This window comes from Nocardioides sp. WG-D5, from assembly GCF_054031175.1.
The window spans coordinates 1,390,825-1,416,393 of the sequence record NZ_CM132928.1 but is presented as its reverse complement, the minus strand read 5'-3'; the positions used below and the strand labels follow the sequence as shown (position 1 = coordinate 1,416,393).

Genomic DNA, 25,569 nt, shown 5'->3' with positions numbered 1-25,569 from the left:
GCATGCAGCTCCGGGGCCGCTCAGGGCGTCGGCAGCGCAACCCGGGTGAGGCGCTCGGAGACCTCCCACAGCCGTGCGGCGTCCTCGGCGCTGACCATCGGCCGGTAGAGCGTCTGCTCAGCGGGCGCGCCGCCGAGGTTCCCCGGCCCGCTCGGGCCGTACATCCGGCCGCCAGTGGCCTCGGGCGACGTCGCGGCCAGCAGCGCGGGAAGGGCGGCGGTCTCGGGGGTGCCCAGCAGGATCCCGCGGGCCGAGAGCCAGCGGATCATGCGTACGGAGAAGGTGTCGGTCGTACGTCCGATCTCGGGTCGCGCGGCCAGCAGGTTGGTCGGGGCGACGCCGGGGTGGGAGAGATTGCTGGTGATGCCCCAGCCGCCCGCCCGGCTGCGCCGGTCCAGCTCCAGGCCGAAGAGGCCGACGGCGACCTTGGACTGGCTGTAGGCCCTCATGACGTTGTAGCTCTGCTCCCAGTTGGGGTCGTCCCAGTTGATCGCGCCCCGCCTCGCGGCGATGCTGACCTGGGACGTCACCCGAGCCTGCCCGGCCCGCAGCAGGGGCAGGATCTTGGCGACGAGGGCGAAGTGGCCGAGGTGGTTGGTGCCGAGCTGGAGCTCGAACCCGTCGGCGGTCGTCTGCCGCTCCGGCGGGGTCATCACGCCGGCGTTGTTGATCATCACGTGGAACGGCTGGTCCTCGCCCAGCAGCATCTCGGAGAGCGCCGCCACCGACGCCAGCGAGGACAGGTCGAGGTCGCGCAGCGATACGCTCGCCTCCGGGACCTGCTCGCGGATCGTGGCCAGCGCCTTCTTGCCCTTGGCGGCGTTGCGTACGGGCATGACGACCTCGGCCCCGGCTGCCGCCAGCCGGGTGGCCATCACCAGCCCCATGCCGTCACTGGCTCCGGTGACCAGGGCTCGTCGGCCGGACAGGTCCGGGATCGTGATGTCGATGGGTCGGCGTGGCATCGGGCTGCTCCTTCAGAAGGGCTCTGGGGTCGAATCCATCCTCGGTCGCCCCTCGGCATCTATCCAGGGTCTGCCGATCCCAGCCTCCGGAGACCGCGCATGGGACCGGCGCCGGGCGGGTACGTCGGCAGGGTGAGCAGACGGGAGCTCGACCTGGTGCGGCGGCTGCTGGACGCCGCCGGCACCACGTACTCCGAGGAGGCCGGCATCCGGCTCCGGGACAAGCCGTCGCCGCTCTACCGGCTGCTCGTCCTGGCGATGCTCTCCTCGACCCGGATCACGGCCGACATCGCGGTCGCCGCGGCGCGCGAGCTCTCGGCCGCCGGTTGGCGTACGCCGCACCGGCTGCTCGACTCCACCTGGCAGCAGCGCGTGGACGCCCTCGGGCGGGCGCACTACCGCCGTTACGACGAGAGCACCGCGACCAAGCTCGAGGAGCAGGCGCAGTGGCTGCTCGACACCCACCGCGGTGACCTCCGCCGGCTCCGTCCCACGTCCCGCGACGACGCCGACGCGTTGATCGACGCGCTCACCTCGTCACCCCGCATCGGCCCGGTCGGAGCCCGGATCTTCTGTCGCGAGGTGCAGGACGTGTGGCCCGCGCTGTCACCCTTCCTCGACGGTCCGCTCCTGGAGCAGGCCGGGGAGCTCGGCCTGCCCGAGGACCCGGACGAGCTCGCCTCGCTGGTCCCCGACGGGCGCTGCGCCCCGCTCGCGGCAGCGCTCACCCGAGCGCGTCACGGGCTTCCCGATCTCGAGGTGAGCTGAGGGCCTCCCACCCGTCCTGGGTGATCCCGCTTAGGATCACCGCATGGTTCACGGGGAGTCGAAGAACGCGCCGAGCATGGCGGATGTGGCGGCCCGGGCAGGGGTCTCGCACCAGACCGTGTCCCGGGTGGTCAACGGCTCCGATGCCGTACGCGGCGACACCCGCGACCGGGTGCTGGCGGCGATCGAGGAGCTGGGCTACCGGCGCAACAAGTCGGCGCGGGCTCTGGTGACGCGGCGGTCCGGTCGACTGGGCCTGCTCTACTCCCAGCCGCACCTGTACGGGCCGGGCACGTTGGCCGCCTCGGTGCACCAGGCCGGCCAGCGGGCCGGCTACGACATCATCCTGAGCCCGGTGCCGCACCTGGACGCCACCTCGGCGGAGGGGGCGATCGAGGCGCTGCTCGACGACGCGGTCGAGGCCGTGCTCCTCGGCGTCTCCCACCAGTCGCTGGAGGACCTGGTCGCCCAGATCGCGTCCACCGTCGAGGTCGTGATGATCCACAGCGACCCGCCGGAGGGGGTGCGCTCGGTGGGGATCGACCAGCGCGCCGGAGCCGTGCTGGCCACGCAGTATCTGCTGGACCTCGGCCACCGCACCATCGCCCACGTGGCCGGTCCGGTCGGCTGGATCGACGCAGGACAGCGCCGGGAGGGCTGGCTGGCCGCGCTCCGCGACGCCGACGCCCGACCGGGCCCGGAGATCTTCGGTGACTGGTCGAGCCGCAGCGGCTACGAGGCCGGTGCCGCGATCGCCCGGGATCCGTCGGTCACCGCGGTCTTCGCGGCCAACGACTCGATGGCGCTCGGGGTGATCCGGGCGCTCCACGAGGCCGGCCGCCGGGTCCCGCAGGACGTGAGCGTCGTCGGCTTCGACGACGTCCCGGACGCGGCGTACCTGTGGCCGCCGCTGACCACCGTCCGGCAGGACTTCGCGTCGCTGGGCGAGCTCGCCGTCGAGGTGGCCACGAAGGCCATCGCCGAGGGCACCGTCGAGGTGCCGCCGCTGTTGCAGCCCGAGCTGGTCGTGCGGTCCTCGGCTGCCCACAGGCCGAGCTGATCGATACCGCCGAGGCGTCACGAACGTCGGCCGAGACGTCACCCAGGTCGGGCGAGGAGTCACTCAGGTCGGGCGAGGTGGCACTCAGGTCGGGCGAGGTGGCACTCAGGTCGGGCGAGGTGGCACTGCGACGCCAACTCGGTCGACGGGGCTGACGTCTCGGTCGACGGGGCTGACGTCTCGGCAGGCTTCGGGGAACCACGCGGTAACTCCCGCGTAATATGTTAGCGTTCACATCGCCTCGAACCCCACCCCGAGCCGTCGGGCAGAAACGGAGCCGTGATGACGCAGCGAGCTGGCCAGCTGCCTGACCCCGAAGAGACCGCGCTCGGCATCGAGCTGGGCTCCACCAACATCAAGGCGTGCCTGATCGGGCCTGACCACACGCCCATCGCGACCGGGTCCCACCTGTGGGAGAACGAGCTCGCCGACGGCCTGTGGACCTACTCGCTCGAGGCGGTCTGGGCGGGCGTCCAGGGTGCGGTCGCCGCCCTCGGGGACGAGGTCGAGCGCCGCTACGGCTCCCGGCCGACGACGTTCGGGGCGATCGGGGTGTCGGCGATGATGCACGGCTACCTCGCCTTCGACGAGGCCGGCGAGCTGCTGGTGCCGTTCCGCACCTGGCGCAACACCAACACCGCCGTGGCCGCCGCCGAGCTGTCGCAGACCTTCGGCACCAACATCCCGCTGCGCTGGTCGGTCGCCCATCTCTACCAGGCGGTCCTCGACAACGAGCCCCACCTGTCCCGGATCGCCTCGCTGACCACCCTCGCGGGCTACGTCCACCGGGCGCTGACCGGCGAGCACGTGCTCGGCGTCGGCGACGCGTCGGGGATGTTCCCCATCGACCCGGCGACCGGGACCTACGACGAGCGGATGCTCGAGCAGGCCGGTCACCTGGCCGCCGCCAAGCACCCGGGCCTGCGGCTCGAGGGGCTGCTCCCGCGGGTCCTCCCGGCGGGCGCCGAGGCCGGTCGGCTCACCCCCGAGGGCGCGGCGCTGCTCGACCCCACCGGCACGCTCCGGCCGGGCATCCCGCTGTGCCCGCCCGAGGGCGATGCCGGCACCGGGATGGTCGCCACCAACTCGGTGGCCCAGCGCACCGGCAACGTCAGCGCCGGCACCTCGATCTTCGCGATGGTCGTCCTCGAGGAGCCGCTCGCCACCGTCCACCACGCCATCGACATCGTCACCACCCCGGCCGGTGACCCGGTCGCGATGGTGCACTGCAACAACGGCGCCAGCGAGCTCGACGCCTGGGCCGGCGTCTTCGGCGAGTTCGCCGCCGCGCTCGGTCACCCCTGCGAGCCCGACGCCGTCTTCGGCGCCCTGCTCACCGCCGCCCTGAAGGGCTCGCCCGACGGCGGCGGGCTGCTGGCCTACAACTACCTGGCCGGCGAGCCGATCACCGGTCTCGACGAGGGCCGCCCGCTGTTCGTACGCACCCCCGGCAGCCGCCTCGACCTCGCCGGGTTCGCCCGCGCCCAGGTCTACGGCGTCTTCGGCACCCTCGCCCTCGGCATGCGCGTGCTCGCCGACCAGGGCGTCGAGATCGACGCGATGTTCGCCCACGGCGGCCTGTTCCGCACCGCGGGCGTCGCGCAGCGGCTGCTCGCCGCGGCCACCGGTGCCCCGGTCGCGGTCGGCCGCACCGCCGGCGAGGGCGGTGCCTGGGGGATCGCGGTCCTGGCGGCGTACGCCCGGGCGGCCTCAGCCGGGAGCGACCTCGCCCTGAGCGCCTACCTCGCCGAGCGCGTCTTCGGCGACATCGACCTCGAGGTCGTCGAGCCGGACGCCGCCGACCTCGCCGGGTTCCGGACCTACCTCGAGCGCTACGAGACCGGCCTGGACATCGAGCGTGCCGCCGTGGCCGCGCTCGCCGCCAAGCCAGAGAACACAGTAGAAGGAGACCAGTGATGTCGGGCGTCCCCACCGCTCTTCGCGCCGCCGTCGACGAAGCCAAGGAGCGCGTCGCCGCACTGCACGCCGAGCTGCCCCGCTGGGAGCTGGTCGTGTGGACCGCCGGGAACGTCTCCGAGCGGGTGCCGAACCCCGACGGTGAGGACCTGCTGGTCATCAAGCCCTCCGGTGTCGCCTACGAGGACATCACCGCCGAGGCGATGGTCGTGTGCGACCTGGCCGGCAACCTCGTCGAGGGCGACCGGTCGCCGTCCTCGGACACCGCCGCCCATGCGTACGTCTATGCCAACATGCCCGAGGTCGGGGGAGTGGTCCACACCCACTCCACCTACGCCACCGCCTGGGCGGCCCGCGGGGAGGAGATCCCCTGCGTGCTCACGATGATGGCCGACGAGTTCGGCGGGCCGATCCCGGTCGGCCCGTTCGCGATCATCGGCGACGACTCGATCGGCCGCGGCATCGTGGAGACCCTGCGCGAGTCGCGGAGCCCGGCGGTGCTGATGCGGAACCACGGCCCGTTCACCATCGGCAAGGACGCCCGCGCCGCCGTCAAGGCCGCGGTGATGTGCGAGGAGGTCGCCCGCACGGTGCACATCGCGCGCCAGCTCGGCCAGCCGCTGCCGATCGACCAGCGCCACATCGACTCCCTCTACGACCGCTACCAGAACGTCTACGGCCAGCACTGAGCTGCGCCGTCCCCGAACCACACCCAGCACTGGAAGGACCCCCACATGAGCATGCCCACAGCGCCGAAACCCTATGGCGACCGCGAGGTCTGGTTCTTCACCGGCAGCCAGGACCTCTACGGCGAGGAGACCCTTCGCCAGGTGGCCGAGCAGTCCCAGGAGGTCGCCCGCGCACTGGACGCCTCCTCGGACGTACCGGCGAAGGTCGTGTGGAAGCCCGTCCTGAAGGACTCCGCGGCCATCCGCCGCGCGATGCTCGAGGCCAACTCCGACGACAACGTCCTCGGTGTCATCACCTGGATGCACACCTTCAGCCCGGCCAAGATGTGGATCGCCGGTCTCGACACCCTGCAGAAGCCGCTGCTGCACCTGCACACCCAGGCCAACGTCGAGCTCCCCTGGTCGGAGATCGACATGGACTTCATGAACCTCAACCAGGCCGCCCACGGCGACCGCGAGTACGCCTACATCGCCACCCGCCTCGGCGTCGCCCGCACCACCGTCGTCGGCCACGTGTCCAACCCGGCGGTCACCCGCCGCGTCGGGACCTGGGTCCGCGGCGCCGCCGGCTGGGACGCCACCCATGGGCTCAACCTGGTCCGCTTCGGCGACAACATGCGCAACGTCGCGGTCACCGAGGGTGACAAGACCGAGGCAGAGCTGCGCTTCGGCGTCTCGGTCAACACCTGGGGCGTCAACGACCTGGTGGCCGCCGTCGAAGCCGTCGACGAGGCCGCCGTGGACGCGCTCGTCGCCGAGTACGAGGACCTCTACGACGTGGTCCCCGAGCTCTGCAAGGGCGCCGAGCGCCACGACTCGCTGCGCTACGCCGCGCGCCAGGAGATCGCCATGGAGGCGTTCCTGGTGGAGCGGGACGCGAAGGCGTTCACCACCAACTTCGAGGACCTCGGCGGCCTGCGCCAGCTCCCCGGCATCGCCGTGCAGCGGCTGATGAGCAAGGGCTACGGCTTCGGCGCCGAGGGCGACTGGAAGACCGCGGTGCTGGTGCGTGCCGCCAAGGTCATGGGGGAGGGGCTGCCCGGCGGCGCGTCCCTGATGGAGGACTACACCTACGACCTCACTCCCGGCGCGGAGGTCATCCTGGGCGCCCACATGCTCGAGATCTGCCCCTCGCTGACCACCTCCACCCCGCGCGTCGAGATCCACCCGCTCGGGATCGGCGACCGCGAGGACCCGGTCCGGATGGTCTTCGACGCCGACTCGGTCGAGGGTGCTGTGGTCGTCTCCCTGGCCGACATGCGCGACCGCTTCCGGCTGACCGCCAACGTCGTCGACGTGGTTCCGCCGACCGAGGCCCTGCCGAACCTCCCGGTCGCCCGGGCCGTGTGGACCCCTCGCCCCGACTTCGCCACCTCGGCCGAGGCCTGGCTGACCGCCGGCGGCGCGCACCACACGGTGATGTCGACCGCCGCCGGGATCGAGGCCTTCGAGGTCTTCGCGAACATCGCCCGCACCGAGCTGCTGGTCATCGACGAGTCCACCACCCGGCGCGGCTTCGCCGACCAGGTCCGCTGGAACCAGGTGTTCTACCGGGTCGCCCAGGGGCTCTGACGCCATCCGTCGAGGAGCTCGGCCTCGCGGGTCGGCGAGATGCCGGTGACGTACGCATCGGGGGTGGCCTGCAGCCAGGCGAGGGCGTCGCGCGCGGTCTCGGCGATCGGGCGGGTGGTGAGGCCGGCTGCCATGGCCGAGGTGGTGTCGTGGGCGAGCATCCCGTCGTACTCGGGGCGAGGGAGCCACAACGGGATCGAGCCGGGGCCTGACCAGGGGTCGACGTCGTTCGCCTGGAGGAAGTCCTGGGGGAGCCAGCTCCAGGTCGGGGCGGCGCCGACGCCGCTCGCGGTCTCGGTCAGCAGGGTGCTGATCGGCATCGACGGACCGGTGGCGTCAAAGGTGCCGTCCACCCGGTTGGTGGCGCAGTGGAGGATCCAGTCCGCCAGGTCGCGTACGTCGATGACCTGCGTGCTGTCGTCGGGCGAGCCGGGAGCGAGGACCTCGCCGCCGGCTTCCAGGCGCCGCGGCCAGTAGGAGAACCGGCCGCTGGGGTCTCCTGGGCCCACGATCAGGCCGGGGCGGACGATGGTGGCTGAGGCCGCACCCGCGCGGACGAGCTCCTCGCAGGCGACCTTCATCGAGCCGTACGCATCGGGGTCGTCATCCTCGATGTCGTCCGTCGCCGGAGCGAGGACAGGGAGCGAGTCCGGGGTGCCGCCGGGGATGCTGTGGTCGGCGTACACGCTGATGGTCGAGACGAAGACCCAGTGGGCCTCGCTGAAGGCGCCGACGGCAGAGCGAACCCACGAGGGGATCCGGGCCACGTCGACGACCGCGTCGAACTTCGCAGTCGTCAGGGTGGAGGGAGGTGTCTCGGTGCGGTCCCACGGCACCAGCTCCGCGCCCTCCGGGACGGTCCCCGACCGGCCGCGCGCTGCGCAGACCACCTCGTGACCGCTGCGTACTGCCGACTCCGCCACTGCGCGGGAGAGGAAGACCGTGCCGCCGAGCACCAGTATTCGCATGAGGACACGCAATCACCGCGAACACCACGCGGCAAGCGGTTCTGCTGCAGGCAGATCGTCGAGACCGGAAGACCGATCACAGCCCGCACCGCGCTGTCCGACTCACAGCATCGTGCGAGGGTTCATCACCCCGTCGGGGTCGATCGCCTGCTTCACGGCGCGCAGGAGGTCGACCTCGACACCCGTCTTGTACGCAGCCGCAGCATCCCGCTTGAGCGCGCCGATGCCGTGCTCGGCGGAGATGCTGCCACCGAGCGCGGTGACGGCGTCGTAGACGATCCGGGTCAGGGCGGCGGCCTCCCGCCTCAGCGCCGGGTCGTCGCCGACGGGCGCGGAGATGTTGTAGTGCAGGTTGCCGTCCCCGATGTGGCCGTACGTCACCAGCCGCAGCCCCGGCAGCGCGGCGAGGAGCGCGGGGCCGGCCTCGGCGACGAACCGGGGCAGGGCCGTGATCGGCAGGGTGACGTCGTGCTTGAGGGTCGCACCCTCGCTCTTCTGGGCCTCCGAGACCCCTTCGCGCAGCGCCCACAGCGACTCGCGCTGGGCGGGACTGCCGGCGACGACCGCATCGAGAAGAAGCCCGTGCGAGGCCGCGGCCTCGAGCGCCGACTCGAGGCGCTCGTCGACGTCGGCGGAGGTGCCGGCGAGCTCGACGAGGCCGTACCACTCGTGCCGGTCCGTGAACGGGTCACGGGCTCCGGGCAGGTGGGTCAGGACCAGGTCGAGCGCCTGGCGCCCGAGCAGCTCCCAGGTGGTCAGCTGGCCGCCACCGTGCTCGCGGAGCAGCGGAAGCAGTGCGGTGGCGGCCTCGACCGACTCGAGCGCCACGAACGCGGTCGCCCGGCGCGGTGTCGCGGGCGACAGACGCAGCACCGCCGCGGTGACGACCCCGAGCGTGCCCTCGGAGCCGATGAAGAGCTGCTTGAGGTCGTAGCCGGTGTTGTCCTTGCGCAGCGGGCGCAGCCCGTCCCAGACCCGGCCGTCGGGGAGCACGACCTCGAGGCCGAGCACCAGGTCGCGCATCATCCCGTAGCGCAGCACCGCGGTGCCGCCGGCGTTGGTGGCGATCGTGCCACCGATGGTGCACGAGCCCTCCGAGCCGAGCGAGAGCGGGAAGAGCCGTCCGGCGGCCGAGGCTGCCTCCTGCACGGTCGCCAGCGGGGCGCCGGCCTCGACGACGAGCGTGTCGGCGACCGGATCGACCTCCCGGACGCGCCGCATCCGGCCGAGCGAGAGCACGACCTGGTCACCGGCGGAGTCGGGTACGCCGCCGCCGACGAGTCCGGTGTTGCCGCCCTGCGGGACGACCCCGACGCCCGCCTTCGCGCACAGCCTGACGACCGTCGCCACCTCCGCGGTCGAGGCCGGGCGCACCACCGCGAGGGCGGTGCCGGTGAAGACGCCGGTCCAGTCGGTGACGTACGCCGCCATGTCGGCCGGATCGGTCAGCACGGCGCTCTCGCCCAGGGCGGTGCGCAGGTCGTGGACGAGGTCGGTCATCGGGTTCTCCTCGGGTCGGGTGGGGGAGACGGTCATGCCGACCGCAGGCGTACGTGCTCGGGGCCGATCGCGGCGATGTCGGGGGTGCCGAGCAGGCACATCGCCCGCCGCAGCTCCTCGACCAGCAGCGTCAGAGTGGCGTCGACCCCTTGCCGGCCACCGACCATCAGGCCGTAGAGATAGGGGCGGCCGATCAGCACGCCGCGGGCGCCGAGCCCGAGCGCCGCCGCGATGTCACCGCCGGAGCGGACGCCGGAGTCGACGTACACCTCGGTCCGGTCGCCGACCGCGTCGACCACCGCCGGCAGCAGCTCGAGCGGCACCGGTGCCCGGTCGAGCTGGCGGCCGCCGTGGTTGGAGAGCACCAGCGCGTCGGCCCCGGCCTCGACGCAGGCGACCGCGTCGGCGACCGAGAGCACGCCCTTGACGACCACCGGGCCGTCCCAGTACTCCTTGAGCCAGCCGATGTCGGAGGGCCGGATCGCCTGCTCGCGCAGCTCGTTGGACATGCCCCACCGGCCGTAGTGGGACCCCTCGGGGAAGGTCGCGAACCGCAGCGGCTCGGTGGTCAGGATGTTCGCGACCCAGCCGGGGTGGCGGGCCATGCCCGCGAACGTACGCAGGCTCAGCTGCGGCGGGATCGCGAACCCGTTGAGCTTGTCCTTGCGCTTCATCCCGGTCACGGTCGTGTCGATGGTCAGCATCAGTGCCTCGTAGCCCTGCGCGGCCGCCTCGGAAAGGTGCTCGAGCGTCACCGAGCGGTCCTTCATCAGGTACACCTGGAACCAGTTGCGTCCCTGCGGGGCGGCGCGGGCGACGTCGGTGATCGAGGTCGTCGCGTACGTCGAGAGCGTGTAGGGCAGCCCGGCGGCGGCCGCCGCCGCGGCGACCGCCCGCTCGCCGGTGTGGTGGCTGAGCCGGGTGTAGCCGGTCGGCGCCAGCACGATGGGCGCCGCCGCGGGCCGTCCGAGGATCGTCGTACGCACCTCCGGCTCGCCCACCTGACCGAAGGCGGTGGGCCGCAGCTCCACGCGGTCGAAGGCCTCCCGGTTGCGGCGCATCGCGTGCTCGCCGTCCGAGCCGCCGTAGACGTAGTCCCAGACCGCCGCCGGCACCCGCCGGCGGGCGGCGCGCTCCAGGTCGTCGATGCCGAGGCAGCGGGCCAGCCGGCGGTCGGCCGCGCGCCAGCGGAACGGACGCGGGCGCAGGAAGGGCGCGAGGTCGCGCCATCGGGGGACCTGCCGGACGACTTGCCGGACAACGTGGGGATCGGCGGCCACGCTCTGGACTCCTCATCACTCATCGGATAAGTTCTTCACTTGTCATACAACTTAGCCCATCGAGGAGCATCCCGCCATGGCCGCCGACCGCATCACGTCACTGACGCTCTCCCACGTCGTCCTCCCGCTCGAGAACCCGGTCAGCGACGCCAAGGTGCTCACCGGGCGGCAGAAGCCGCTCACCGAGACCGTCCTGCTCTTCGTCGAGGTGAGGACCGAGCAGGGGTTCGAGGGCATGGGCTTCAGCTACTCCAAGCGGGCCGGTGGCCCGGCGCAGTACGCCCACCTCAAGGAGATCGCCGAGGTCGCCATCGGTCAGGACCCCTCCGACATCGCCAAGATCTACGAGTCGCTGATGTGGGCCGGCGCCTCGGTCGGCCGCAGCGGCGTGGCGACCCAGGCCGTGGCCGCTCTCGACGTGGCGCTCTACGACCTCAAGGCACGTCGCGCGGGCCTGCCGCTGGCCAAGCTCCTCGGCGCCCACCGCGACTCCTGCCGCGTCTACAACACCTCCGGCGGCTTCCTCCAGGCGAGCGTCGAGGAGATCAAGGAGAAGGCCACCGCCTCGCTCGAGGCCGGCATCGGCGGCATCAAGATCAAGGTCGGCCAGCCCGACTGGGCCGAGGACCTGCGTCGCGTCGCCGCGCTGCGCGAGCACCTCGGCGACACCCCGTTCATGGTCGACGCCAACCAGCAGTGGGACCGTGCCCGCGCCCGCCGGATGTGCCGTGAGCTCGAGCAGTTCGACCTGATCTGGATCGAGGAGCCGCTCGACGCCTGGGACGCGGTCGGCCACGCCGACCTGTCGCGTACGTTCGACACCCCGATCGCCACCGGCGAGATGCTGACCTCGGTGCCGGAGCATATGGCGCTGATCGACGCCGGCTACCGCGGCATCGTGCAGCCCGACGCGCCGCGCATCGGCGGCATCACCCCGTTCCTGAAGTTCGCCACGCTCGCCGCCCACGCCGGCCTCGCGCTCGCGCCGCACTACGCGATGGAGATCCACCTGCACCTCGCCGCGGCCTACCCGACCGAGCCGTGGGTCGAGCACTTCGAGTGGCTCAACCCGCTCTTCGAGGAGCGCATCGACATCCACGACGGCCGGATGTGGGTCCCGGACCGCCCGGGACTCGGCTTCACGCTCAGCGACCAGATGCGCAAGCTCACCGTGGAGATGGCTAAGTTCTCGGCATGACTCTCAGCGCCGGGCTCGCCGACCGCGTCGTCTCCGGGATCAAGGACCAGATCCTCGCCGGGGACCTCGCCCCGGGGGCGAAGCTGCCCTCGGAGTCCGACCTGGTCGCGACGTACGGGGTGTCGCGGACCGTGGCGCGCGAGGCGGTGACCCGCCTGCGTGCCGAGGGCCTGGTCGAGACCTTCCAGGGCCGCGGGTCGTTCGTCCTGGCGGTCCCGGCGCCCTCGCCGTTCGCGCTGGAGTCCTCCGCGATCCGTACGCAGCACGACGTGCTCGACATGGTCGACTTCCGGCTCGGCGTGGAGTGCGAGGCGGCGGCCCTGGCGGCCGCCCACCTCGACGAGCAGGGCTCGCGCACCATCGAGGAGGCGCTCGCCGCGCTGGCCACCGCGCATCCCGACGGCGCGGTGGAGGCCGACTTCGCCTTCCACCGCGCCGTCGCGGCCGCCACCGGAAACCGCTTCTACCTCGACCTGATGGACTCGCTGGGCCCGATGATGATCATGCTGCCGCGCACCCGGCTCGGCGACGCCTACTCGCCCAGCGACGCGCTCCACGTCGAGCGGGTGCAGCGCGAGCACGACAACATCGCCACCGCCATCCTCGCCGGTGACGCCGACACCGCCCGGGCAGCGATGCGGGTGCATCTGGGCAGCACCCGCCGGCGGCTGCTGAGCAGCTGAGCCGCTACATGTGCTCCCCGAGTGGGGTGAAGCAGAACTTCCCACCCGCCAGACGCTCCTCGGGCCCCTGCGGGCCGTCGTCGACCGCGTCGCCGAGCAGCTCCGCGGCGTACATCTCGGAGTCGTCCTGCGGGTGGTAGCCGATCGACTCGCCCGCCTCCAGCGACCACCAGCGCCGGGTGTTGCGGGAGATGCCCCACACCACCCGAAAGCCGGGTTCGGGAGTGGCCAGGCACGCCTCGAGGAGCCGGGCACCGTCGTCGGGCGACATCCACGTCCACAGCGAGCGGCGGTCCCACGGCCTCTCGAAGCACGAGCCGATCCGTAGCGCGGTCACGTCGATGCCGTAGCGGTCGTGGAAGAGGCTGCCGAGCGCCTCCATCGCAACTTTGCTGACCCCGTAGTAGGTGTCGGGTCGGGGGAAGGCGTCCGCGGGGAGCCCACCCTCGGGGGCGTCGTCGAGGTCGTAGAAGCCGGCCGCGTGGTTGCTGGAGGCGAGCACGACCCGCGCCACCCCGGCGTCCCGGGCGGCCTCCAGGACCACCCGGGTGCCGTCGATGTTGGCCGACAGGATGCCGTCCCAGGGCGCCTCGACGCTGATGCCACCCAGATGGATGACCGCCTCGACGCCCTCGCACGCGGCGCGCATCGCGGCCGCGTCGGTCACCGACGCCTCGATGATCTCGACGGCCTCGCCCTCGGCGGGGTCCTCGGGACGTACGACGTCGAGGAGGCGAAGCACCCGGCCCTCACGGGCGAGCCGGGTGCGCATCATCCGGCCCACGCCGCCACTGGCCCCTGTGATCAGAACGACCTGGCTCATGCGCTGCGCAGCTCCTCGACGGCGTCGATGTAGGTGCCGAGGTCGGCGCCGTGCTTCTCGATGACCGACCTGGTCGCCTCGCGCCAGGGGGTGAGGTCGGTGATCTCGTTGATCGTGACACCCTCGCCGCGCAGCTTCTCCAGGTCGGCCTCGACCTGGGCGTCCCACTTCTCGCGCTGGAACGGTGCGGCCTCGTCGGCGGCCTTCTGGAGGGCCTCCTGGTCCGCGGGGTCGAGCCCGTCCCACACGTCCTTGTTGATGAGCAGCACCTCGGCGACGCGCATGTGCCGGTCGAGGGTGTAGTTCTTCGCGACCTCGTAGTGGGAGGCGGAGTAGTAGGACGGCTCGTTGTTCTCGGCACCGTCGAGCAGCCCGCTCTGCAGCGAGCTGTAGACCTCGCCGTAGTCCATCGGGGTCGGGGAGCCGCCCAGGGCCTTGACGAAGTCGATCTGCACCTGCGACTCCTGCACCCGGATCTTGAGCCCCTTGACGTCGGCCGGTGCCTTGATGGCCTTCTGGGAGGTGTAGAAGCTGCGTGCGCCGGGGTCGAAGTAGCCCAGGCCCTTGAAGCCGGCGCCCTCGGCCTCGCCGAGCAGCTTCTTGCCGTTTTCGCTGTCCAGGAAGCGCCACAGGTGGTCGGCGTCGTCGAAGAGGTACGGCAGGCTGAACAGCCCCATCGCGGGCACGAACTCGCCCATCGGGGCCGAGCTGATCCGGGTCATCTCGATCGAGCCCATCTGCACCTGCTCGATCGCATCCGACTCCTCGCCCAGCTGGGCGTTGGGGTAGACCTGGATCTTGATCCGGCCGTCGCTGTACTTCTCGGCCAGCTCGGCGAACTTCTTGTCGCCCAGGGTGGTCGGGTAGTCGTCGGGGTGGGTCTCGGCCAGCTTGAAGGTCGTCGAGCCGCCGCCTCCGCCGCTGCCGCGCAGCGACTCGCCGCCGCAGGCGTTGAGCGCGAGGCCACCGGCGACCGCCGCGGCACCGAAGGCGCCGGCCTTGAACAGGGACCGCCGGGCGACCGGCGTGGGGGATGAGGTGTTCATGGTTGGTTCCTTTCGATGGTGACTACTTGGCCGAGCTCACAGCCGGGCTCACTGGCCCAGCGCATCGGGAAGGGCGAGGGAGAAGAACGGGACGTACGTGATCAGCAGCAGGACCACGAGCATCGGGATGAGGAAGAGGCCGACCGTCTTGATGACCTTCTCGATGGACGTACGTCCGATGGCGCAGCCGACGAAGAGGACGTTGCCGACCGGCGGGGTGATCAGGCCGATGGCCAGGTTGAAGACGAGCATGATCCCGAACTGGACCGGGTCCATGCCGAGACCGGTGGCCACCGGCAGCAGGATCGGCGTCATGATCACGATCAGCGGCGCCATGTCCATGATCGCGCCGAGCACGAGCAGCAGCAGGTTGATCAGCAGCAGGACCACGACGATGTTGTCGGAGATGCCGAGCAGGGCGTCGGTGGCCAGCGCCGGCACCTGCAGGAACGCCAGGAAGTAGCCGAAGGCTCCCGCCGCCGCGATGATGAACAGCACCATGCCCAGGGTGCGCAGAGCGCTCTGCAGGATCGGGATCATCGCCCTGAGCGGCAGGTCGCGGTAGACGAAGAAGGTCAGCACGAAGGCGTACAGGCAGGCGATCGCCGCCGACTCGGTCGCGGTGAAGATGCCGCTGAGGATGCCGCCCAGGATGATCACCGGCATCAGCAGGCTGAGCAGCCCCTCGCCGATGATCTTCGGTACGTCCGCGAGCGGGACCAGCTCCTCCTTCGGGTAGCCGCGCCTGACCGCCAGGATGTAGGCCATCACCATCAGCGAGGCACCGAGCAGGAGCCCCGGGACGACGCCAGCGGTGAACAGCGCGCCGATGGAGACGCCGCCGGCGGCCATCGAGTAGATGATCAGGTTGTGGCTCGGCGGGATCATGACCGCCTGGGTGGCGCCGGAGACGGTGACCGCGACGGCGTAGTCGGTGTCGTAGCCGCGCCGCTTCATCATCGGGATGGTCACCGACCCGATCGCGGAGACGTCCGCGACCGAGGAGCCGGACAGCGCCCCGAAGAAGGTGCTGGCGCCGATGTTGACCATCCCGAGACCGCCGCGGACCCAGCCGACGAGCAGTCCGGCGAGAGCGATCAGGCGGCGGGAGATGCCGCCGGCACCCATGATCTCGCCGCCGAGGATGAAGAACGGGATGGCCAGCAGGGCGAAGGTGTCGAGACCGGCGACCATCCGCTGGCCCACGACGGTCAGCGGGAGGCCGATGTAGAGGGCCTCGAAGAGGGCGGCCAGGGCGAGGGCCAGGGCGACGGGGATGCGGAGCAGGATCAGGACGACGAAGCTGCCCAGCAGGATGGCGATGGCGAGGGGATCGATAGGCATGGGGGACTCCTCCGGCTCTCGGCGGCTCAGTCGATCGCGGCTGTGTCGTCAGGTTCGGCGTAGCGCTGGGTGCTGATGCCGAAGGCCTGGAGGACGGTGTAGAGGACGAGCATGGCGCCGGCGACCGGCATCGCGAGGTAGAGGACGCTGCGCGGGAGCCCGGTCCCGGGCAGGGTCGCGGCCTGAGCGTCGACGACGAACTGGCTGCCCTGGACGATCAGGAAGAGCCCGAAGCCGAGCAGCAGCACCTGGACGACGCGGTCGATCACCGACCGGAGCGCCGCGGGGAACCTGTCCACCAGGAAGGTCACTGCGATGTGGGCGCCCTCGCGGAAGCCGATCGTGGCGCCGAGGAACCCGACCCAGACCAGCAGGATCCGGGCGCTCTCCTCGCTCCAGCTGGGGGAGCTGCTCAGCACCTCGCGGCTGAACACCTGCCACAGCACGATCAGCAGCGTGGCGACGAGGCAGAGGATGCAGAGGGCCTCGAAGACCGTGTCGACCGCGCGCCAGGCGCGCCTGAGCGTTCGGTTCTCAGGGGATGTGTTCATGCCTTCGCTCCGTCTTCGTCTCGGCGGTGGGGAACCTCGGTCGCCGCGGCGAGCAGGTGCTGTCTGTCCGCACCCGCGAGCCCGAGGTGGTAGAGGTGGATCTGGTCGATCCCGGTGTCGACCAGCGCCCGCAGGTGGTCACCGAAGGCGTCCTCGGTCGTGGGCGGGAGCACGGTGACGTACGCAGCGGCCGCTGCCCTGCCGTCGACCGCCTCCACGAGCCGGCGCCCGGTCTCCACCGACGCCTCGGTCGTCGGCCAGCAGAAGGAGACGACCAGGTCGACGTCGTCGGCCGTGGTCGGAGTGAGTCCGGGGCTGGCGCCGGTGGCCCAGGGGTCGGGCTGGGCGTGCAGGGCGATCTCGGCGATGCCGGGGGCGGCCTCGCGGACGGCCGCGATCACCCGGTGGCGGAGCTCGTCGGCCGCGGCGTGGCGGGACTCGAGGATGACCTCCAGTGCTCTCGGGTCCACGGGCTCGCCGGAGGGGTTCGCGCCGGTCGCGGCGCGCAGGACCGCGACCGTGGCCTCGGCGTCCAGCCCGCGGCCGGTCCAGTCCTCGCGGCAGGCCGGGCAGCAGCAGATGGAGAGCAGCTCCTGGGTGGCGTCGTCGTAGGCCCCGTCGGTCTTCTCGTGGTGGCCGCCGTGGCCGAGCCCGAGCTGGCCGCACGCCTCCAGGACGGCCGTGGTGGTGGGGGTGTCGCGGACGGCCTCGGCGGCGAGGGTCTCCGCGTAGCGGCGGACCTCCTCGTGGCGGGGGCACAGGGCGTAGGGGTAGGGCTCGTCCCAGCAGTTGACGACCGCGAGGTCCGGGTGGGCCTCACCGAGCCGCGTCGAGTGGGTCAGCACGATCCAGGCGGCGACCTCGAACCCGGCCTCGGTCAGGATCGCGGCGGCCTCCCCGAACGGGTCCTCCGCGGCCACCCAGGTCGCCGCCGGCGGCACCAGCCGGGCGCCGTCCCAGGCCTCGGGGCGGACCGGGCGATAGAGCGCCGCGCTGCGGGCCTCGACGATCCGGTGCTCCGGGTGGAGCGGGGTCGCGGCGCGGGTGGTGTGGTACGCCGCCGCGAGGGCGACCTTCGTGACCCCGAGGCCCCGGGCGCGATCGGCGAACGAAGGATCGCCGATCACGTCCCAGGGGTAGGCATAGCCGACGACCGGAACGGTGCCGGTCCTTCCCGAGTCGGTCTCTGTCACCGGTGTCTGCTCCTGCCAGGCGATGTTCCGTGGGCGGAGCCGAGTGTGGCCCCGGTCACAGGAGACTGTCAGGATGTGCGATTCGTGTCCAAGCCACTTATCGCATCAGGCGATACCCCGAAGGCATCGACCGATCGGTCACCAGCGCGAGGTGTTCGGCGTGAAGTCCGGCTCGAGCGACCGCATGTAGACCGTGTCCTCACGGCGGCGCACCCCGCAGGTGAGGTACTGCTCGTGCAGCACGCCCAGCAGGTCACGGTCGAGCTCGACGCCCAGTCCCGGACCCGTCGGCACGGCGACGGAGCCGTCGGCGAAGTCGAGCACCCCGGGACGTACGACGTCCTGGGTCTTCCACGGATAGTGGGTGTCGCAGGCGTAGGTCAGGTTCGGGGTCGCGGCGGCCAGGTGGACCATCGCGGCCAGCGAGACGCCGAGGTGGGAGTTGCTGTGCATCGACAGGCCCATCCCGAAGGTGTCGGTGATGCCGCCCAGCAGCGCCGACCGGCGCAGCCCGCCCCACAGGTGGTGGTCGGAGAGCACGATCTGGACCGCGTCCACCGCGATCGCGGGTTTGAGGTGCTCGAAGGCGATGACGCACATGTTCGTGGCCAGGGGTACGTCGGTGCGGGCCGCGACCTGGGCCATCCCCTCGATCCCGGGGGTGGGGTCCTCGAGATACTCCACGACACCGGCGAGCCGCTCGGCGACCTTGACGGAGGTCTCCGGCGTCCAGGCGCCGTTCGGGTCGAGCCGGAGCGGCAGGTCGGGGAAGGCGTCGCGGAGCGCCTCGATCGCGGCGCACTCCTCGTCGGGATGGAACACCCCGCCCTTCAGCTTGAGCGAGCCGAAGCCCCAGCCGTCGACCATCCGCCTCGCCTGCGCGACGATCTGGTCGGGGTTCAGCGCCTCGCCCCACGTGTCGCTGGGCTGCCCCGGGTGGCCGGCCCACTTGTAGAACAGGTAGCCGCTGAACGGCACCCGGTCGCGTACCGCGCCACCGAGCAGGTCGCTGACCGGTCGGCCCGCCTCGCGGGCGACCAGGTCGAGGCAGGCGACCTCGAAGGGGGAGTAGACCGTGTCGACCGCCGAGGAGACGTCGAGCATGCCGCCGAAGGAGGCACCCGCCCCGCCGGTCTCCTTGCCGAGCACGTCGACGACGAGCCGGCGCAGGCCGTGGGTGTCGTAGGGGTCGTGCCCGGGCAGGGCGGCGGCGACGGCGTCGAGGCGAGCGAGGTGGGTCTCGTCGGCGTACGTCTCGCCGAGGCCGACCAGGCCGGTGTCGGTGTGGAGCTCGACGATCGCGCGCAGCGCCCAGGGCTGGTGGACGCCGACCACGTTGAGCAGCGGCGGGTCGGCGAACGCGACCGGTGTGACGACGACCTTCGAGATCCGGCTTCGGTTGGGCCCCGCGCTCATGCGGTCGGCTTCACGGCGAGGACGGGCACGCCGGCGTCGAGCAGGATGCGCTGGGCGTCGCTGCCCAGCAGGGCCTTGCCGACCGGGGAGCGGCGGCGCAGCCCGATCACGATCAGCCGGGCACCGGTCTCCGCGGCCAGCGCGTCGAAGGTCTCCACGACGTCGGCGCCGTGCGTGGTGTGGTCGACGCGGGCGCTCACCCCGGCCTCGGTGGCCCGGGCGACGAGCTTCGCGGCCGCCGCCTCGTCGACCAGGTCGGCGTCCACGGTGGCCCCGCGGCGCGGGCTGTTGACGATGACGACGTCGTCGCCGCGCGCCGCCGCCTCGGCCAGGCCGGCCTCGAGGGCCGCCTCGCCTACCGGTGTCGGTACGTAGCCGATCAGGATGGTCATGGTGTGCCTCTCTCAGCGGGCCCAGCGGGCTCAGCGGGACGGGGTGTCGACGTGGTCGCGGTCGGCCGGGGCGGCGACGGTGGCGGTCTTGCGGCGGGCCAGGATCGCCTTGGCCGCGGGCCAGAGGGCGACCAGGACGAAGGCGGCCAGGATGGTGCCCGAGATCGGCCGGGTGAAGAACCCGGTCGGGTCGCCGTCGAAGATCAGCATCGAGCGGCGTACGCCGTCCTCGACGATGGAGCCGAGGACGAAGGCGAGCACCATCGGGCCGGGCTCGAAGCCGACCTTCTTCATCAGGTAGCCGATCAGGCCGAAGACGATCATCACGAAGATGTCGAAGGTGGAGTTGTTGATCGTGTAGACGCCCAGGATCGTGATCAGCGCCGTGATCGGGGCCAGGATCGCCGGGCGCACCCGCAGGATGCGCACGAAGATGCCGACCAGCGGGATGCTCAGGACCAGCAGGATCAGGTTGCCGATGTACATCGAGTTGATGACACCCCAGAACAGGTCGGGGCGCTCCTCGACCAGCTGCGGCCCGGGGGAGATGCCGAGGATGAGCAGGGCGCCGAAGAGCATCGCCATCGACGCGTTGGCCGGGATGCCGAGGGTCAGCAGCGGGATGAACGAGGAGGTCGCGGCGGCGTTGTTGGCGGTCTCGGGGGCCGCGACGCCCTCGATGGCACCGCGCCCGAAGCGCTCGGGGTTCTTCGAGATCCGCTTCTCCGTGGCGTACGCCGCGAGGGAGGACATCACCGCGCCACCACCGGGCAGCACGCCCAGGACGAAGCCGATCAGCGAGCCGCGGCCGATCGCGCCGGAGGACTGCTTGAGGTCCTTGCGCGAGGGCCAGATGTTCGCGACGGCGGCGGGGACGTGGGGCTTCCCGTGGCGCTCCTCGAGGTTGTAGAGGATCTCGCCGACGCCGAAGAGGCCCATCGCGACGACCACGAAGTCGATGCCCTCGGTCAGCTGCAGGCTGCCGAAGGTGAAGCGCTCGGCGCCGCTGAAGCTGTCGCGGCCGATCGTGGCCAGCAGCAGGCCGAAGGCGGCGGCGAGCATGGCCTTGAGCTTGTTGCCGTTGCCGATGGTGGCGACCAGCAGCACGCCCAGCAAGGCCAGGGCGGCGTACTCCGGGTCACCGAAGCTGAGCGCCCATCCGGCGATCAGCGGGGCCACCAGGGTCAGGCCGAGGATGGAGACGGTCGCGCCGATGAAGGAGCCGATCGCAGCGATGCCGAGGGCGGTGCCGGCCTTACCCTGCTTGGCCAGGGCGAAGCCGTCGAAGACCGTGACGACCGAGGAGGCCTCACCCGGTAGCCGGAGCAGCACCGAGGTGATCGTGCCGCCGTACTGGGCGCCGTAGTAGATGCCGGCCAGCATGATGATCGCGGAGACCGGGTCGATGCTGTAGGTGATCGGCAGCAGGATGGCGATCGTGGCCGCCGGCCCGAGGCCGGGGAGCACGCCGATCAGCATGCCGATGAGCACGCCGATCAGGCAGTAGAGCAGGTTCTGCGGTTCGGTGACGAGCCCGAAGCCGTCGAGGAATGCGTTGACGTCCACTGGGGGCTCCGCTCAGAACAGGTGGGGCAGCGGGATGCGCAGCCCGTAGAGGAAGAGGAAGTAGAAGGCGGCGACCGTCGCGACCGAGGTGATGACCGTGCTGCGCCAGGACTCGCCGCCGAGGAACCTCAGCCAGACGACGCACAGCAGCAGCGAGGGGATCTCGAAGCCGATCACCGGCATCAGCAGGGCCAGGCCGATGAAGGTGACCAGGCCGACCGCGGGGAGCACGCTGGAGCGGGTGAACTTCTCGCTGTCGGTCAGCTGGCGACCGACGACGAGCAGTGCCGCGGCCATCAGGGCGATCGCGATGCTGACCACGAAGGGCCACAGACCCGGCCCCGGCTGGCGCAGCGACCCCAGGCCGTAGCCGTAGGAGAGGACCGCACCGCCGATGCCGACGACGAGGGCGACGAGCGCACCCACCACCTGGTAGACCGGTCCGCCCGCCGGAGGCCGTTCCTCCTCCAGGTCGTGGGCCACCTCGGCCTGGATCTCGGCCAGGATGTCCTGCTCAGGAGAGGGGGTACGTTCGTCGCTCATCGTCATGCTTTCGTCGTGTGGGGCGGGGTCAGCTCGCGCCGAGGTTGAGACCGTACTGCTCGACCAGGTCGGCGAACCGCTTCTTGTCCTCCTCGAGCTGGGTCACCACCTCGTCGCCGGAGATCTCCATCGGCGTGAGGCTGTTCTGCTTGTTGAAGGCCTGGTACTCCTCGGTCTTGAACGTCGCCTGCATCGCCTCGGCGATGGCGTCCTTGACGTCGTCCGGGGTGCCCTTCGGGACCGTCATGAAGCGGTACTGCGCGACCTCGACGTCGAGACCCTGCTCCTTCGCGGTCGGGACGTCCGGCAGGTAGTCGACCCGCTCGGGGCCGAAGACGCTCAGCGGGGTCAGCTTGCCGGACTCGATGTTCTCGATCGCCTCGCCGACCTGGATGCACGCGGTGTCGACCTGGTTGCCGAGCACGGCGGTCAGGGCCGGCGCGCCGCCGTCGAACGGAACCGCCTCGGCGTCGACGCCGGCCGAGGCGTACGTCAGGCCGCAGGAGAGCTGGGCGCCGGTGCCGACGCCGGTGGTGCCGTAGGTGACCTTCTTCTTCGCCGCCTTGATGTCGTCGAGGGTCTTGAAGCCGCTCTTCGGGCCGGTGACCATGACGTAGTCGTCGCGGGAGACGCCCTGGACGACGTCGAAGTCGTCGAGGCTGGTGGCCTCGTCCTCGCTGACGGCCAGGGGAGTGATCGCGAACAGGGAGGCGTTCTGGATGGCGATGGTCTGACCGTCGGCCTTGGCCTTGGCGACCTTGTTCGCGGCGAGGGCGCCGTTGGCGCCCTCCTGGTTGATCACCGGGAAGGAGGCGCCGAGCTCGTCGGAGAGGCCCTTGGAGACAGCCCGGCTGATCAGGTCGCTGGAGCCACCGGCCGAGGCGCCGACGTACATCTCGACGTTGCCGGAGGGGTACTCCTCGCCGCCGCTGCCGCCGCCGGTGGTGTTGGAGACACCGCAGGCGGAGAGGGCCAGTGCCGCGACGCCGGCGGTCGCGGCGAGAAGGTGGGTGGTCGTACGCATCGTTGCTCCTAGTTCCGTCGTGTGACCACCGACACTAAGAGTCTTGGCGATACCGGTCCAAGCCCGTTTCAGCATGGAGTGTTCCACCTGGTGCATCGTGGTCTACGCTGACCGAATGATCACGCTCGACCAGGTGCGTTCGTTCGTGGCGGTTGCCGAGGAGCTCCACTTCGGCCGGGCGGCGGAACGCCTGCGGATGACCCAGCCTCCGCTGTCGCGACAGATCCAGAAGCTGGAGAAGGCCGTCGGCGCACGGCTGCTCGAACGGGACAACCGCCGGGTCGCGCTCACCGGTGCCGGAGCCGCCTTCCTCGACGAGGCCTACCGGATGCTCAACCTGGTCGAGAGCGCCGGTGACCTCGCCCGTCGCGTCGATGCCGGTGCCGCCGGTGTCGTCCGTCTCGGCTTCACCGCCGTCTCGGCCATCTCGATCCTCGGGCCGCTGCTGCGCCGGCTCACCGTCGAGCTCCCCGACGTCGAGGTGCGGCTCTCCGAGCGGGTCACCCTGGCCCAGGTCGACGGCATCCGCCACGGCGAGATCGACATCGGTCTGGCCCGCCCACCCTTCGACACCGAGCTGCTCTCCTCCCGGGTGATCTCCCGCGAGCCGCTGATGGCCGTGCTCCCGAAGGGCCATCCCCTGGCGGACGTCGACCGCCCGCTGACGCCCCAGGACTTCGAGGGCCAGCCCGTGATCGGCTACCACCCGCAGCAGTCGCGCTACTTCCACGAGCTCTCCGTACGCTTCCTCGCCAACGCCCACCCCCGCATCGAGCAGCGCGTACACCAGGTCCTCACCGCCATGCTCCTCGTCTCCGCCGAGCGTGGCGTCGGCTTCGTCCCCGTCTCCGCCAGCTCCCTGCACGTCGAAGGCGTCGTCTTCCGCCCCATCGAGCACGGCGGCGGAGACACCCGGCTCGACAAGGACCCCGAGCGGCCGGTCGAGCTGCATGCGATCTGGGCAAGGGGGTCTGTCAGTCCGGTCGTACGCCGGGTTCTCGACGTGATCGTCGAGGTGAGTCGGTAGGCGGGTTTGCCCCGGCGGGCGGTTGGGCGCTGGAGTGTCTCGAGAGGCTGATGGCCGCGGACCCGTTACGGAGGGTGTTCTCGCCGGTTCCCGGAGTCAAGGACGGCCTGCGGCCGCCGGCTTCGCCGGTCGCCTTCGGCGATCCTTGACACCGGGCTCCGCCGAGAATTTGGCTGGCTATCGGGTCGGCGGCGGGGTTTGGCGCGGATTCCATTGGTTGCGTACGTGCTCGGCGATCCGGGCTGGGGAATTCTGTCGGGCGAGGGGCTGCTCGCGCTTTTACTAGACGATGACGCCTTGCGAAGGCTTCACAAGGACGAGCAGGACTCATTCAGGTGCGTCGGGTGAATCGGATGCGTCGGTCCGGGAGTCGCTCGTAGGTGTAGTTGGGGTCGTGGATGCGGCGATGGTCACTGGCACACAACAAGACCAGGTTGGCCATGTCGGTCTTGCCGCCTTGGGACCAGGGTTTGAGGTGGTGGGCTTCGGTCCACGCGGCGGGTGCGTCGCAGTCTTCGGCTTGGCAGCACTTGTCGCGTAGGCGGAGTGCCCGGTGTTGGACGGGGTGGGCTAGGCGGGTGGTGCGGCCCAGGTCGAGGATTTCGGAGTCGGTGCCTAGGACGACGGGGATGAGGTCGGCGTTGCAGGCCATCCGGCGGGCTTCGGCGGCGGTGATCTGGTCGCCGTGGAACCCGAGGGCCGCGGTGCCGAGGTCCTTGCGGAGGTCCTCCACGCGCATGGTGATGAACACCGTGGTCGCATGCCCACCGTGGCGGGGGAGCTGGTCGACGTCGTAGGTCTCGATCACGCGGGCGAAGGCCTGGCCGAGCAGCCGGTCGTAGGGCATCTTGATGCCCTTGTCCTGGGCCGAGAGCTTTCGGGGCTGGGCCAGCGAGTCCAGGATCGTGCGCAACCGGGCCCCGATGGCGCGGGTGACCCGGGCGTGGATGTCGATGGTGCCGTCGCCGTTGTCGCGGGAGGAGAAGAAGGTGCGTCGCTGGGCGTGCTCCTCTTCTCGCTGCAGTGCTTTGGCTTCCGCGGCCTCGAACCGGTCTGGGTTGATCTCGGCGAGGATCCGTTTGCCGACGATCCTCAGCTCGTTGGCGGTCAGCCGGGTGGCGTGGTCGACCAGGAGCTTCTCGGCCAGGATCAGGTCCTCGGCACTCGCGGCCGGGTCGGCCTCGATCGCGTCGAGGGCCTTGGTGATGACGCGGGCCTTGTCCTGCGACACGATGCCCTGGGCCAGGCCCGCACTCACCAAGTCGTACTTCGCGACACTCGCGGCGAGTTTCACCTGGGCTCGCGCGACGGCCTTGTCGACGAGCAGCTCGGTCCGCAACCACCCCGAGGCGTCCTTGGCACCGGTCTTCTCGGCGATGTCACCAGCCGACGCGAGCACCCGGAGCTTCAATGCGGCCTGCTGGGCCTGGAGCTTCTCGAGTCGCTTGAGTAAGTCCTTCTTCTGCCCGGTCTGCCAATACGCCGGATCGGACGCCAGCAGTTCAAGGAGAGAGGTTTCGATGGCGGTCAGGGCGGCGTCGATCGCGTTGCTGGGGTTGGTGCCCCAGTGGTCGATCTCGTGGCCGAGACTCATCGCGTCCCTCCCTTCAGAGGTGTGCTGTGATGGGTCTGATTCTACTCGCAAAGCACCCACTTGAACACCTATTTGTCCAGGTCAGGCTGCTTTTTCGCGGTCAGCGAACGGTCTCGTTCCTGTGGATGGTAAGTGGCCCGGAGGGCCACCATCCCTCCCCCAAAGCAGTCCGGTCCAGTACAAGAATCTCGCTGCGCCACACCCGGGCCGCCGCCCCGATAGCCAGCCAAATCTTTTCTCGATCTGGTCCGGAGTCCAGGACCGCCGAAGGCGGCCGGCGTAGCCGGCGCCCGAAGGGCGTCCTTGACGCCGGAGCAGATCGAGAAGACCCTCAAGAACGGGTCGGCGGCCCACGCCAGCCCTGGGGAACGGTTACGCACCCGGTGGTCTCGACAAGCTCGACCACCGGGTCATCACTGGTCCGTGACACACAAAGTCGCGGCCCATCGA

General features: G+C 70.9%; 23 protein-coding genes. 8 read left to right on the top strand and 15 right to left on the bottom strand.

What is annotated here, in order from left to right; all coding sequences use genetic code 11:
• Positions 1-20: 20 nt before the first annotated feature.
• Complete coding sequence (locus ACWZJV_RS06915; protein WP_196873230.1) at positions 21-965, bottom strand: SDR family oxidoreductase; 945 nt, start codon at positions 963-965, stop codon at positions 21-23.
• A 132-nt stretch (positions 966-1,097) separates the two neighbouring features.
• On the opposite strand from ACWZJV_RS06915, the gene ACWZJV_RS06910 reads away from it, so the two are divergent.
• The 5 genes from ACWZJV_RS06910 to araA all read left to right on the top strand — a co-directional run bounded on the left by ACWZJV_RS06910 (position 1,098) and on the right by araA (position 6,971).
• Positions 1,098-1,733 carry an endonuclease gene (locus ACWZJV_RS06910; protein WP_231380194.1) on the top strand — a complete coding sequence of 212 codons (636 nt, stop codon included), beginning with the start codon at positions 1,098-1,100 and terminating at the stop codon, positions 1,731-1,733.
• Positions 1,734-1,776: 43 nt separating this feature from the next.
• A complete protein-coding gene (locus ACWZJV_RS06905) occupies positions 1,777-2,793 on the top strand; it encodes a LacI family DNA-binding transcriptional regulator (RefSeq protein ID WP_008362271.1) in 1,017 nt (338 codons plus the stop codon).
• A gap of 282 nt (positions 2,794-3,075) precedes the next feature.
• The gene (locus tag ACWZJV_RS06900) at positions 3,076-4,710 is read left to right on the top strand and encodes a xylulokinase (RefSeq protein WP_457180711.1); all 1,635 of its coding nucleotides are present in this window, start codon (positions 3,076-3,078) and stop codon (positions 4,708-4,710) included.
• A complete protein-coding gene (locus ACWZJV_RS06895) occupies positions 4,710-5,399 on the top strand; it encodes an L-ribulose-5-phosphate 4-epimerase (protein ID WP_457180710.1) in 690 nt (229 codons plus the stop codon). Before ACWZJV_RS06900 ends, ACWZJV_RS06895 begins: the two co-directional genes overlap by 1 nt.
• 45 nt (positions 5,400-5,444) lie before the next feature.
• Complete coding sequence (araA, locus tag ACWZJV_RS06890; protein ID WP_457180709.1) at positions 5,445-6,971, top strand: L-arabinose isomerase; 1,527 nt, start codon at positions 5,445-5,447, stop codon at positions 6,969-6,971.
• Here the strand turns inward: araA and ACWZJV_RS06885 are convergent.
• The 3 genes from ACWZJV_RS06885 to ACWZJV_RS06875 form a co-directional block, all read right to left on the bottom strand.
• Positions 6,947-7,939 carry an NAD-dependent epimerase/dehydratase family protein gene (locus ACWZJV_RS06885; protein WP_457180708.1) on the bottom strand — a complete coding sequence of 331 codons (993 nt, stop codon included), beginning with the start codon at positions 7,937-7,939 and terminating at the stop codon, positions 6,947-6,949. The two genes, araA and ACWZJV_RS06885, sit on opposite strands and share 25 nt — an antisense overlap.
• A gap of 102 nt (positions 7,940-8,041) precedes the next feature.
• Positions 8,042-9,439, bottom strand: a complete 1,398-nt coding sequence (locus ACWZJV_RS06880) for an FAD-binding oxidoreductase (protein WP_457180707.1) — start codon at positions 9,437-9,439, stop codon at positions 8,042-8,044.
• A gap of 32 nt (positions 9,440-9,471) precedes the next feature.
• Positions 9,472-10,719 (bottom strand): alpha-hydroxy acid oxidase, encoded by a 1,248-nt coding sequence (locus tag ACWZJV_RS06875; protein ID WP_457180706.1) that lies wholly within the window; start codon positions 10,717-10,719, stop codon positions 9,472-9,474.
• A gap of 76 nt (positions 10,720-10,795) precedes the next feature.
• Between ACWZJV_RS06875 and ACWZJV_RS06870 the strand changes: the two genes are divergently transcribed.
• Together ACWZJV_RS06870 and ACWZJV_RS06865 are read left to right on the top strand one after the other, a co-directional pair.
• On the top strand, positions 10,796-11,917 hold the full coding sequence (locus tag ACWZJV_RS06870) for an L-talarate/galactarate dehydratase (protein ID WP_196873236.1): 1,122 nt from the start codon (positions 10,796-10,798) through the stop codon (positions 11,915-11,917).
• Positions 11,914-12,600 (top strand): FadR/GntR family transcriptional regulator, encoded by a 687-nt coding sequence (locus tag ACWZJV_RS06865; RefSeq protein ID WP_196873237.1) that lies wholly within the window; start codon positions 11,914-11,916, stop codon positions 12,598-12,600. Before ACWZJV_RS06870 ends, ACWZJV_RS06865 begins: the two co-directional genes overlap by 4 nt.
• A 4-nt stretch (positions 12,601-12,604) precedes the next feature.
• Here the strand turns inward: ACWZJV_RS06865 and ACWZJV_RS06860 are convergent, their stop codons facing one another.
• The 10 genes from ACWZJV_RS06860 to ACWZJV_RS06815 form a co-directional block, all read right to left on the bottom strand.
• A complete protein-coding gene (locus ACWZJV_RS06860; RefSeq protein WP_457180705.1) occupies positions 12,605-13,423 on the bottom strand; it encodes an NAD-dependent epimerase/dehydratase family protein in 819 nt (272 codons plus the stop codon).
• On the bottom strand, positions 13,420-14,469 hold the full coding sequence (locus tag ACWZJV_RS06855) for a TRAP transporter substrate-binding protein (RefSeq protein WP_457180704.1): 1,050 nt from the start codon (positions 14,467-14,469) through the stop codon (positions 13,420-13,422). The genes ACWZJV_RS06860 and ACWZJV_RS06855 overlap by 4 nt, the downstream gene beginning before the upstream one ends.
• A 48-nt stretch (positions 14,470-14,517) precedes the next feature.
• On the bottom strand, positions 14,518-15,813 hold the full coding sequence (locus ACWZJV_RS06850) for a TRAP transporter large permease (RefSeq protein ID WP_457180703.1): 1,296 nt from the start codon (positions 15,811-15,813) through the stop codon (positions 14,518-14,520).
• Positions 15,814-15,839: 26 nt separating this feature from the next.
• Positions 15,840-16,364, bottom strand: a complete 525-nt coding sequence (locus ACWZJV_RS06845) for a TRAP transporter small permease (RefSeq protein WP_457180702.1) — start codon at positions 16,362-16,364, stop codon at positions 15,840-15,842.
• Positions 16,361-17,557 (bottom strand): hypothetical protein, encoded by a 1,197-nt coding sequence (locus tag ACWZJV_RS06840; RefSeq protein WP_457180701.1) that lies wholly within the window; start codon positions 17,555-17,557, stop codon positions 16,361-16,363. Before ACWZJV_RS06840 ends, ACWZJV_RS06845 begins: the two co-directional genes overlap by 4 nt.
• Positions 17,558-17,695: 138 nt before the next feature.
• Positions 17,696-18,973 (bottom strand): glucarate dehydratase family protein, encoded by a 1,278-nt coding sequence (locus ACWZJV_RS06835; RefSeq protein WP_457180700.1) that lies wholly within the window; start codon positions 18,971-18,973, stop codon positions 17,696-17,698.
• On the bottom strand, positions 18,970-19,365 hold the full coding sequence (locus ACWZJV_RS06830; RefSeq protein WP_457180699.1) for a universal stress protein: 396 nt from the start codon (positions 19,363-19,365) through the stop codon (positions 18,970-18,972). The genes ACWZJV_RS06835 and ACWZJV_RS06830 overlap by 4 nt, the downstream gene beginning before the upstream one ends.
• A gap of 30 nt (positions 19,366-19,395) precedes the next feature.
• The gene (locus ACWZJV_RS06825; protein WP_008362288.1) at positions 19,396-20,931 is read right to left on the bottom strand and encodes a tripartite tricarboxylate transporter permease; all 1,536 of its coding nucleotides are present in this window, start codon (positions 20,929-20,931) and stop codon (positions 19,396-19,398) included.
• 12 nt (positions 20,932-20,943) lie between these two features.
• Complete coding sequence (locus ACWZJV_RS06820) at positions 20,944-21,474, bottom strand: tripartite tricarboxylate transporter TctB family protein (RefSeq protein ID WP_457180698.1); 531 nt, start codon at positions 21,472-21,474, stop codon at positions 20,944-20,946.
• Between the two features lie 28 nt (positions 21,475-21,502).
• Positions 21,503-22,498, bottom strand: coding sequence for a tripartite tricarboxylate transporter substrate binding protein (locus ACWZJV_RS06815; RefSeq protein WP_008362290.1), 996 nt, complete (start codon positions 22,496-22,498; stop codon positions 21,503-21,505).
• Positions 22,499-22,613: 115 nt separating this feature from the next.
• Here ACWZJV_RS06815 and ACWZJV_RS06810 point away from each other — a divergent pair, with 115 nt between their 5' ends.
• Positions 22,614-23,525 (top strand): LysR substrate-binding domain-containing protein, encoded by a 912-nt coding sequence (locus ACWZJV_RS06810; RefSeq protein ID WP_457180697.1) that lies wholly within the window; start codon positions 22,614-22,616, stop codon positions 23,523-23,525.
• A gap of 331 nt (positions 23,526-23,856) precedes the next feature.
• On the opposite strand, the gene ACWZJV_RS06805 is transcribed toward ACWZJV_RS06810, so the two are convergent.
• On the bottom strand, positions 23,857-25,119 hold the full coding sequence (locus tag ACWZJV_RS06805; RefSeq protein WP_457180696.1) for a DUF222 domain-containing protein: 1,263 nt from the start codon (positions 25,117-25,119) through the stop codon (positions 23,857-23,859).
• Positions 25,120-25,569 lie beyond the last annotated feature (450 nt).

Coding starts and splice junctions, on each gene's coding strand:
- ACWZJV_RS06900 (WP_457180711.1), top strand. CDS start 3,076: ATGACGCAGCGAGCTGGCCAGCTGCCTGACCCCGAAGAGACCGCGCTC.
- ACWZJV_RS06830 (WP_457180699.1), bottom strand. CDS start 19,365: ATGACCATCCTGATCGGCTACGTACCGACACCGGTAGGCGAGGCGGCC.
- ACWZJV_RS06820 (WP_457180698.1), bottom strand. CDS start 21,474: ATGAGCGACGAACGTACCCCCTCTCCTGAGCAGGACATCCTGGCCGAG.
- ACWZJV_RS06915 (WP_196873230.1), bottom strand. CDS start 965: ATGCCACGCCGACCCATCGACATCACGATCCCGGACCTGTCCGGCCGA.
- ACWZJV_RS06895 (WP_457180710.1), top strand. CDS start 4,710: ATGTCGGGCGTCCCCACCGCTCTTCGCGCCGCCGTCGACGAAGCCAAG.
- ACWZJV_RS06860 (WP_457180705.1), bottom strand. CDS start 13,423: ATGAGCCAGGTCGTTCTGATCACAGGGGCCAGTGGCGGCGTGGGCCGG.
- ACWZJV_RS06855 (WP_457180704.1), bottom strand. CDS start 14,469: ATGAACACCTCATCCCCCACGCCGGTCGCCCGGCGGTCCCTGTTCAAG.
- ACWZJV_RS06880 (WP_457180707.1), bottom strand. CDS start 9,439: ATGACCGACCTCGTCCACGACCTGCGCACCGCCCTGGGCGAGAGCGCC.
- ACWZJV_RS06845 (WP_457180702.1), bottom strand. CDS start 16,364: ATGAACACATCCCCTGAGAACCGAACGCTCAGGCGCGCCTGGCGCGCG.
- ACWZJV_RS06810 (WP_457180697.1), top strand. CDS start 22,614: ATGATCACGCTCGACCAGGTGCGTTCGTTCGTGGCGGTTGCCGAGGAG.
- ACWZJV_RS06850 (WP_457180703.1), bottom strand. CDS start 15,813: ATGCCTATCGATCCCCTCGCCATCGCCATCCTGCTGGGCAGCTTCGTC.
- araA (WP_457180709.1), top strand. CDS start 5,445: ATGAGCATGCCCACAGCGCCGAAACCCTATGGCGACCGCGAGGTCTGG.
- ACWZJV_RS06835 (WP_457180700.1), bottom strand. CDS start 18,973: ATGAGCGCGGGGCCCAACCGAAGCCGGATCTCGAAGGTCGTCGTCACA.
- ACWZJV_RS06805 (WP_457180696.1), bottom strand. CDS start 25,119: ATGAGTCTCGGCCACGAGATCGACCACTGGGGCACCAACCCCAGCAAC.
- ACWZJV_RS06815 (WP_008362290.1), bottom strand. CDS start 22,498: ATGCGTACGACCACCCACCTTCTCGCCGCGACCGCCGGCGTCGCGGCA.
- ACWZJV_RS06865 (WP_196873237.1), top strand. CDS start 11,914: ATGACTCTCAGCGCCGGGCTCGCCGACCGCGTCGTCTCCGGGATCAAG.
- ACWZJV_RS06885 (WP_457180708.1), bottom strand. CDS start 7,939: ATGCGAATACTGGTGCTCGGCGGCACGGTCTTCCTCTCCCGCGCAGTG.
- ACWZJV_RS06905 (WP_008362271.1), top strand. CDS start 1,777: ATGGTTCACGGGGAGTCGAAGAACGCGCCGAGCATGGCGGATGTGGCG.
- ACWZJV_RS06870 (WP_196873236.1), top strand. CDS start 10,796: ATGGCCGCCGACCGCATCACGTCACTGACGCTCTCCCACGTCGTCCTC.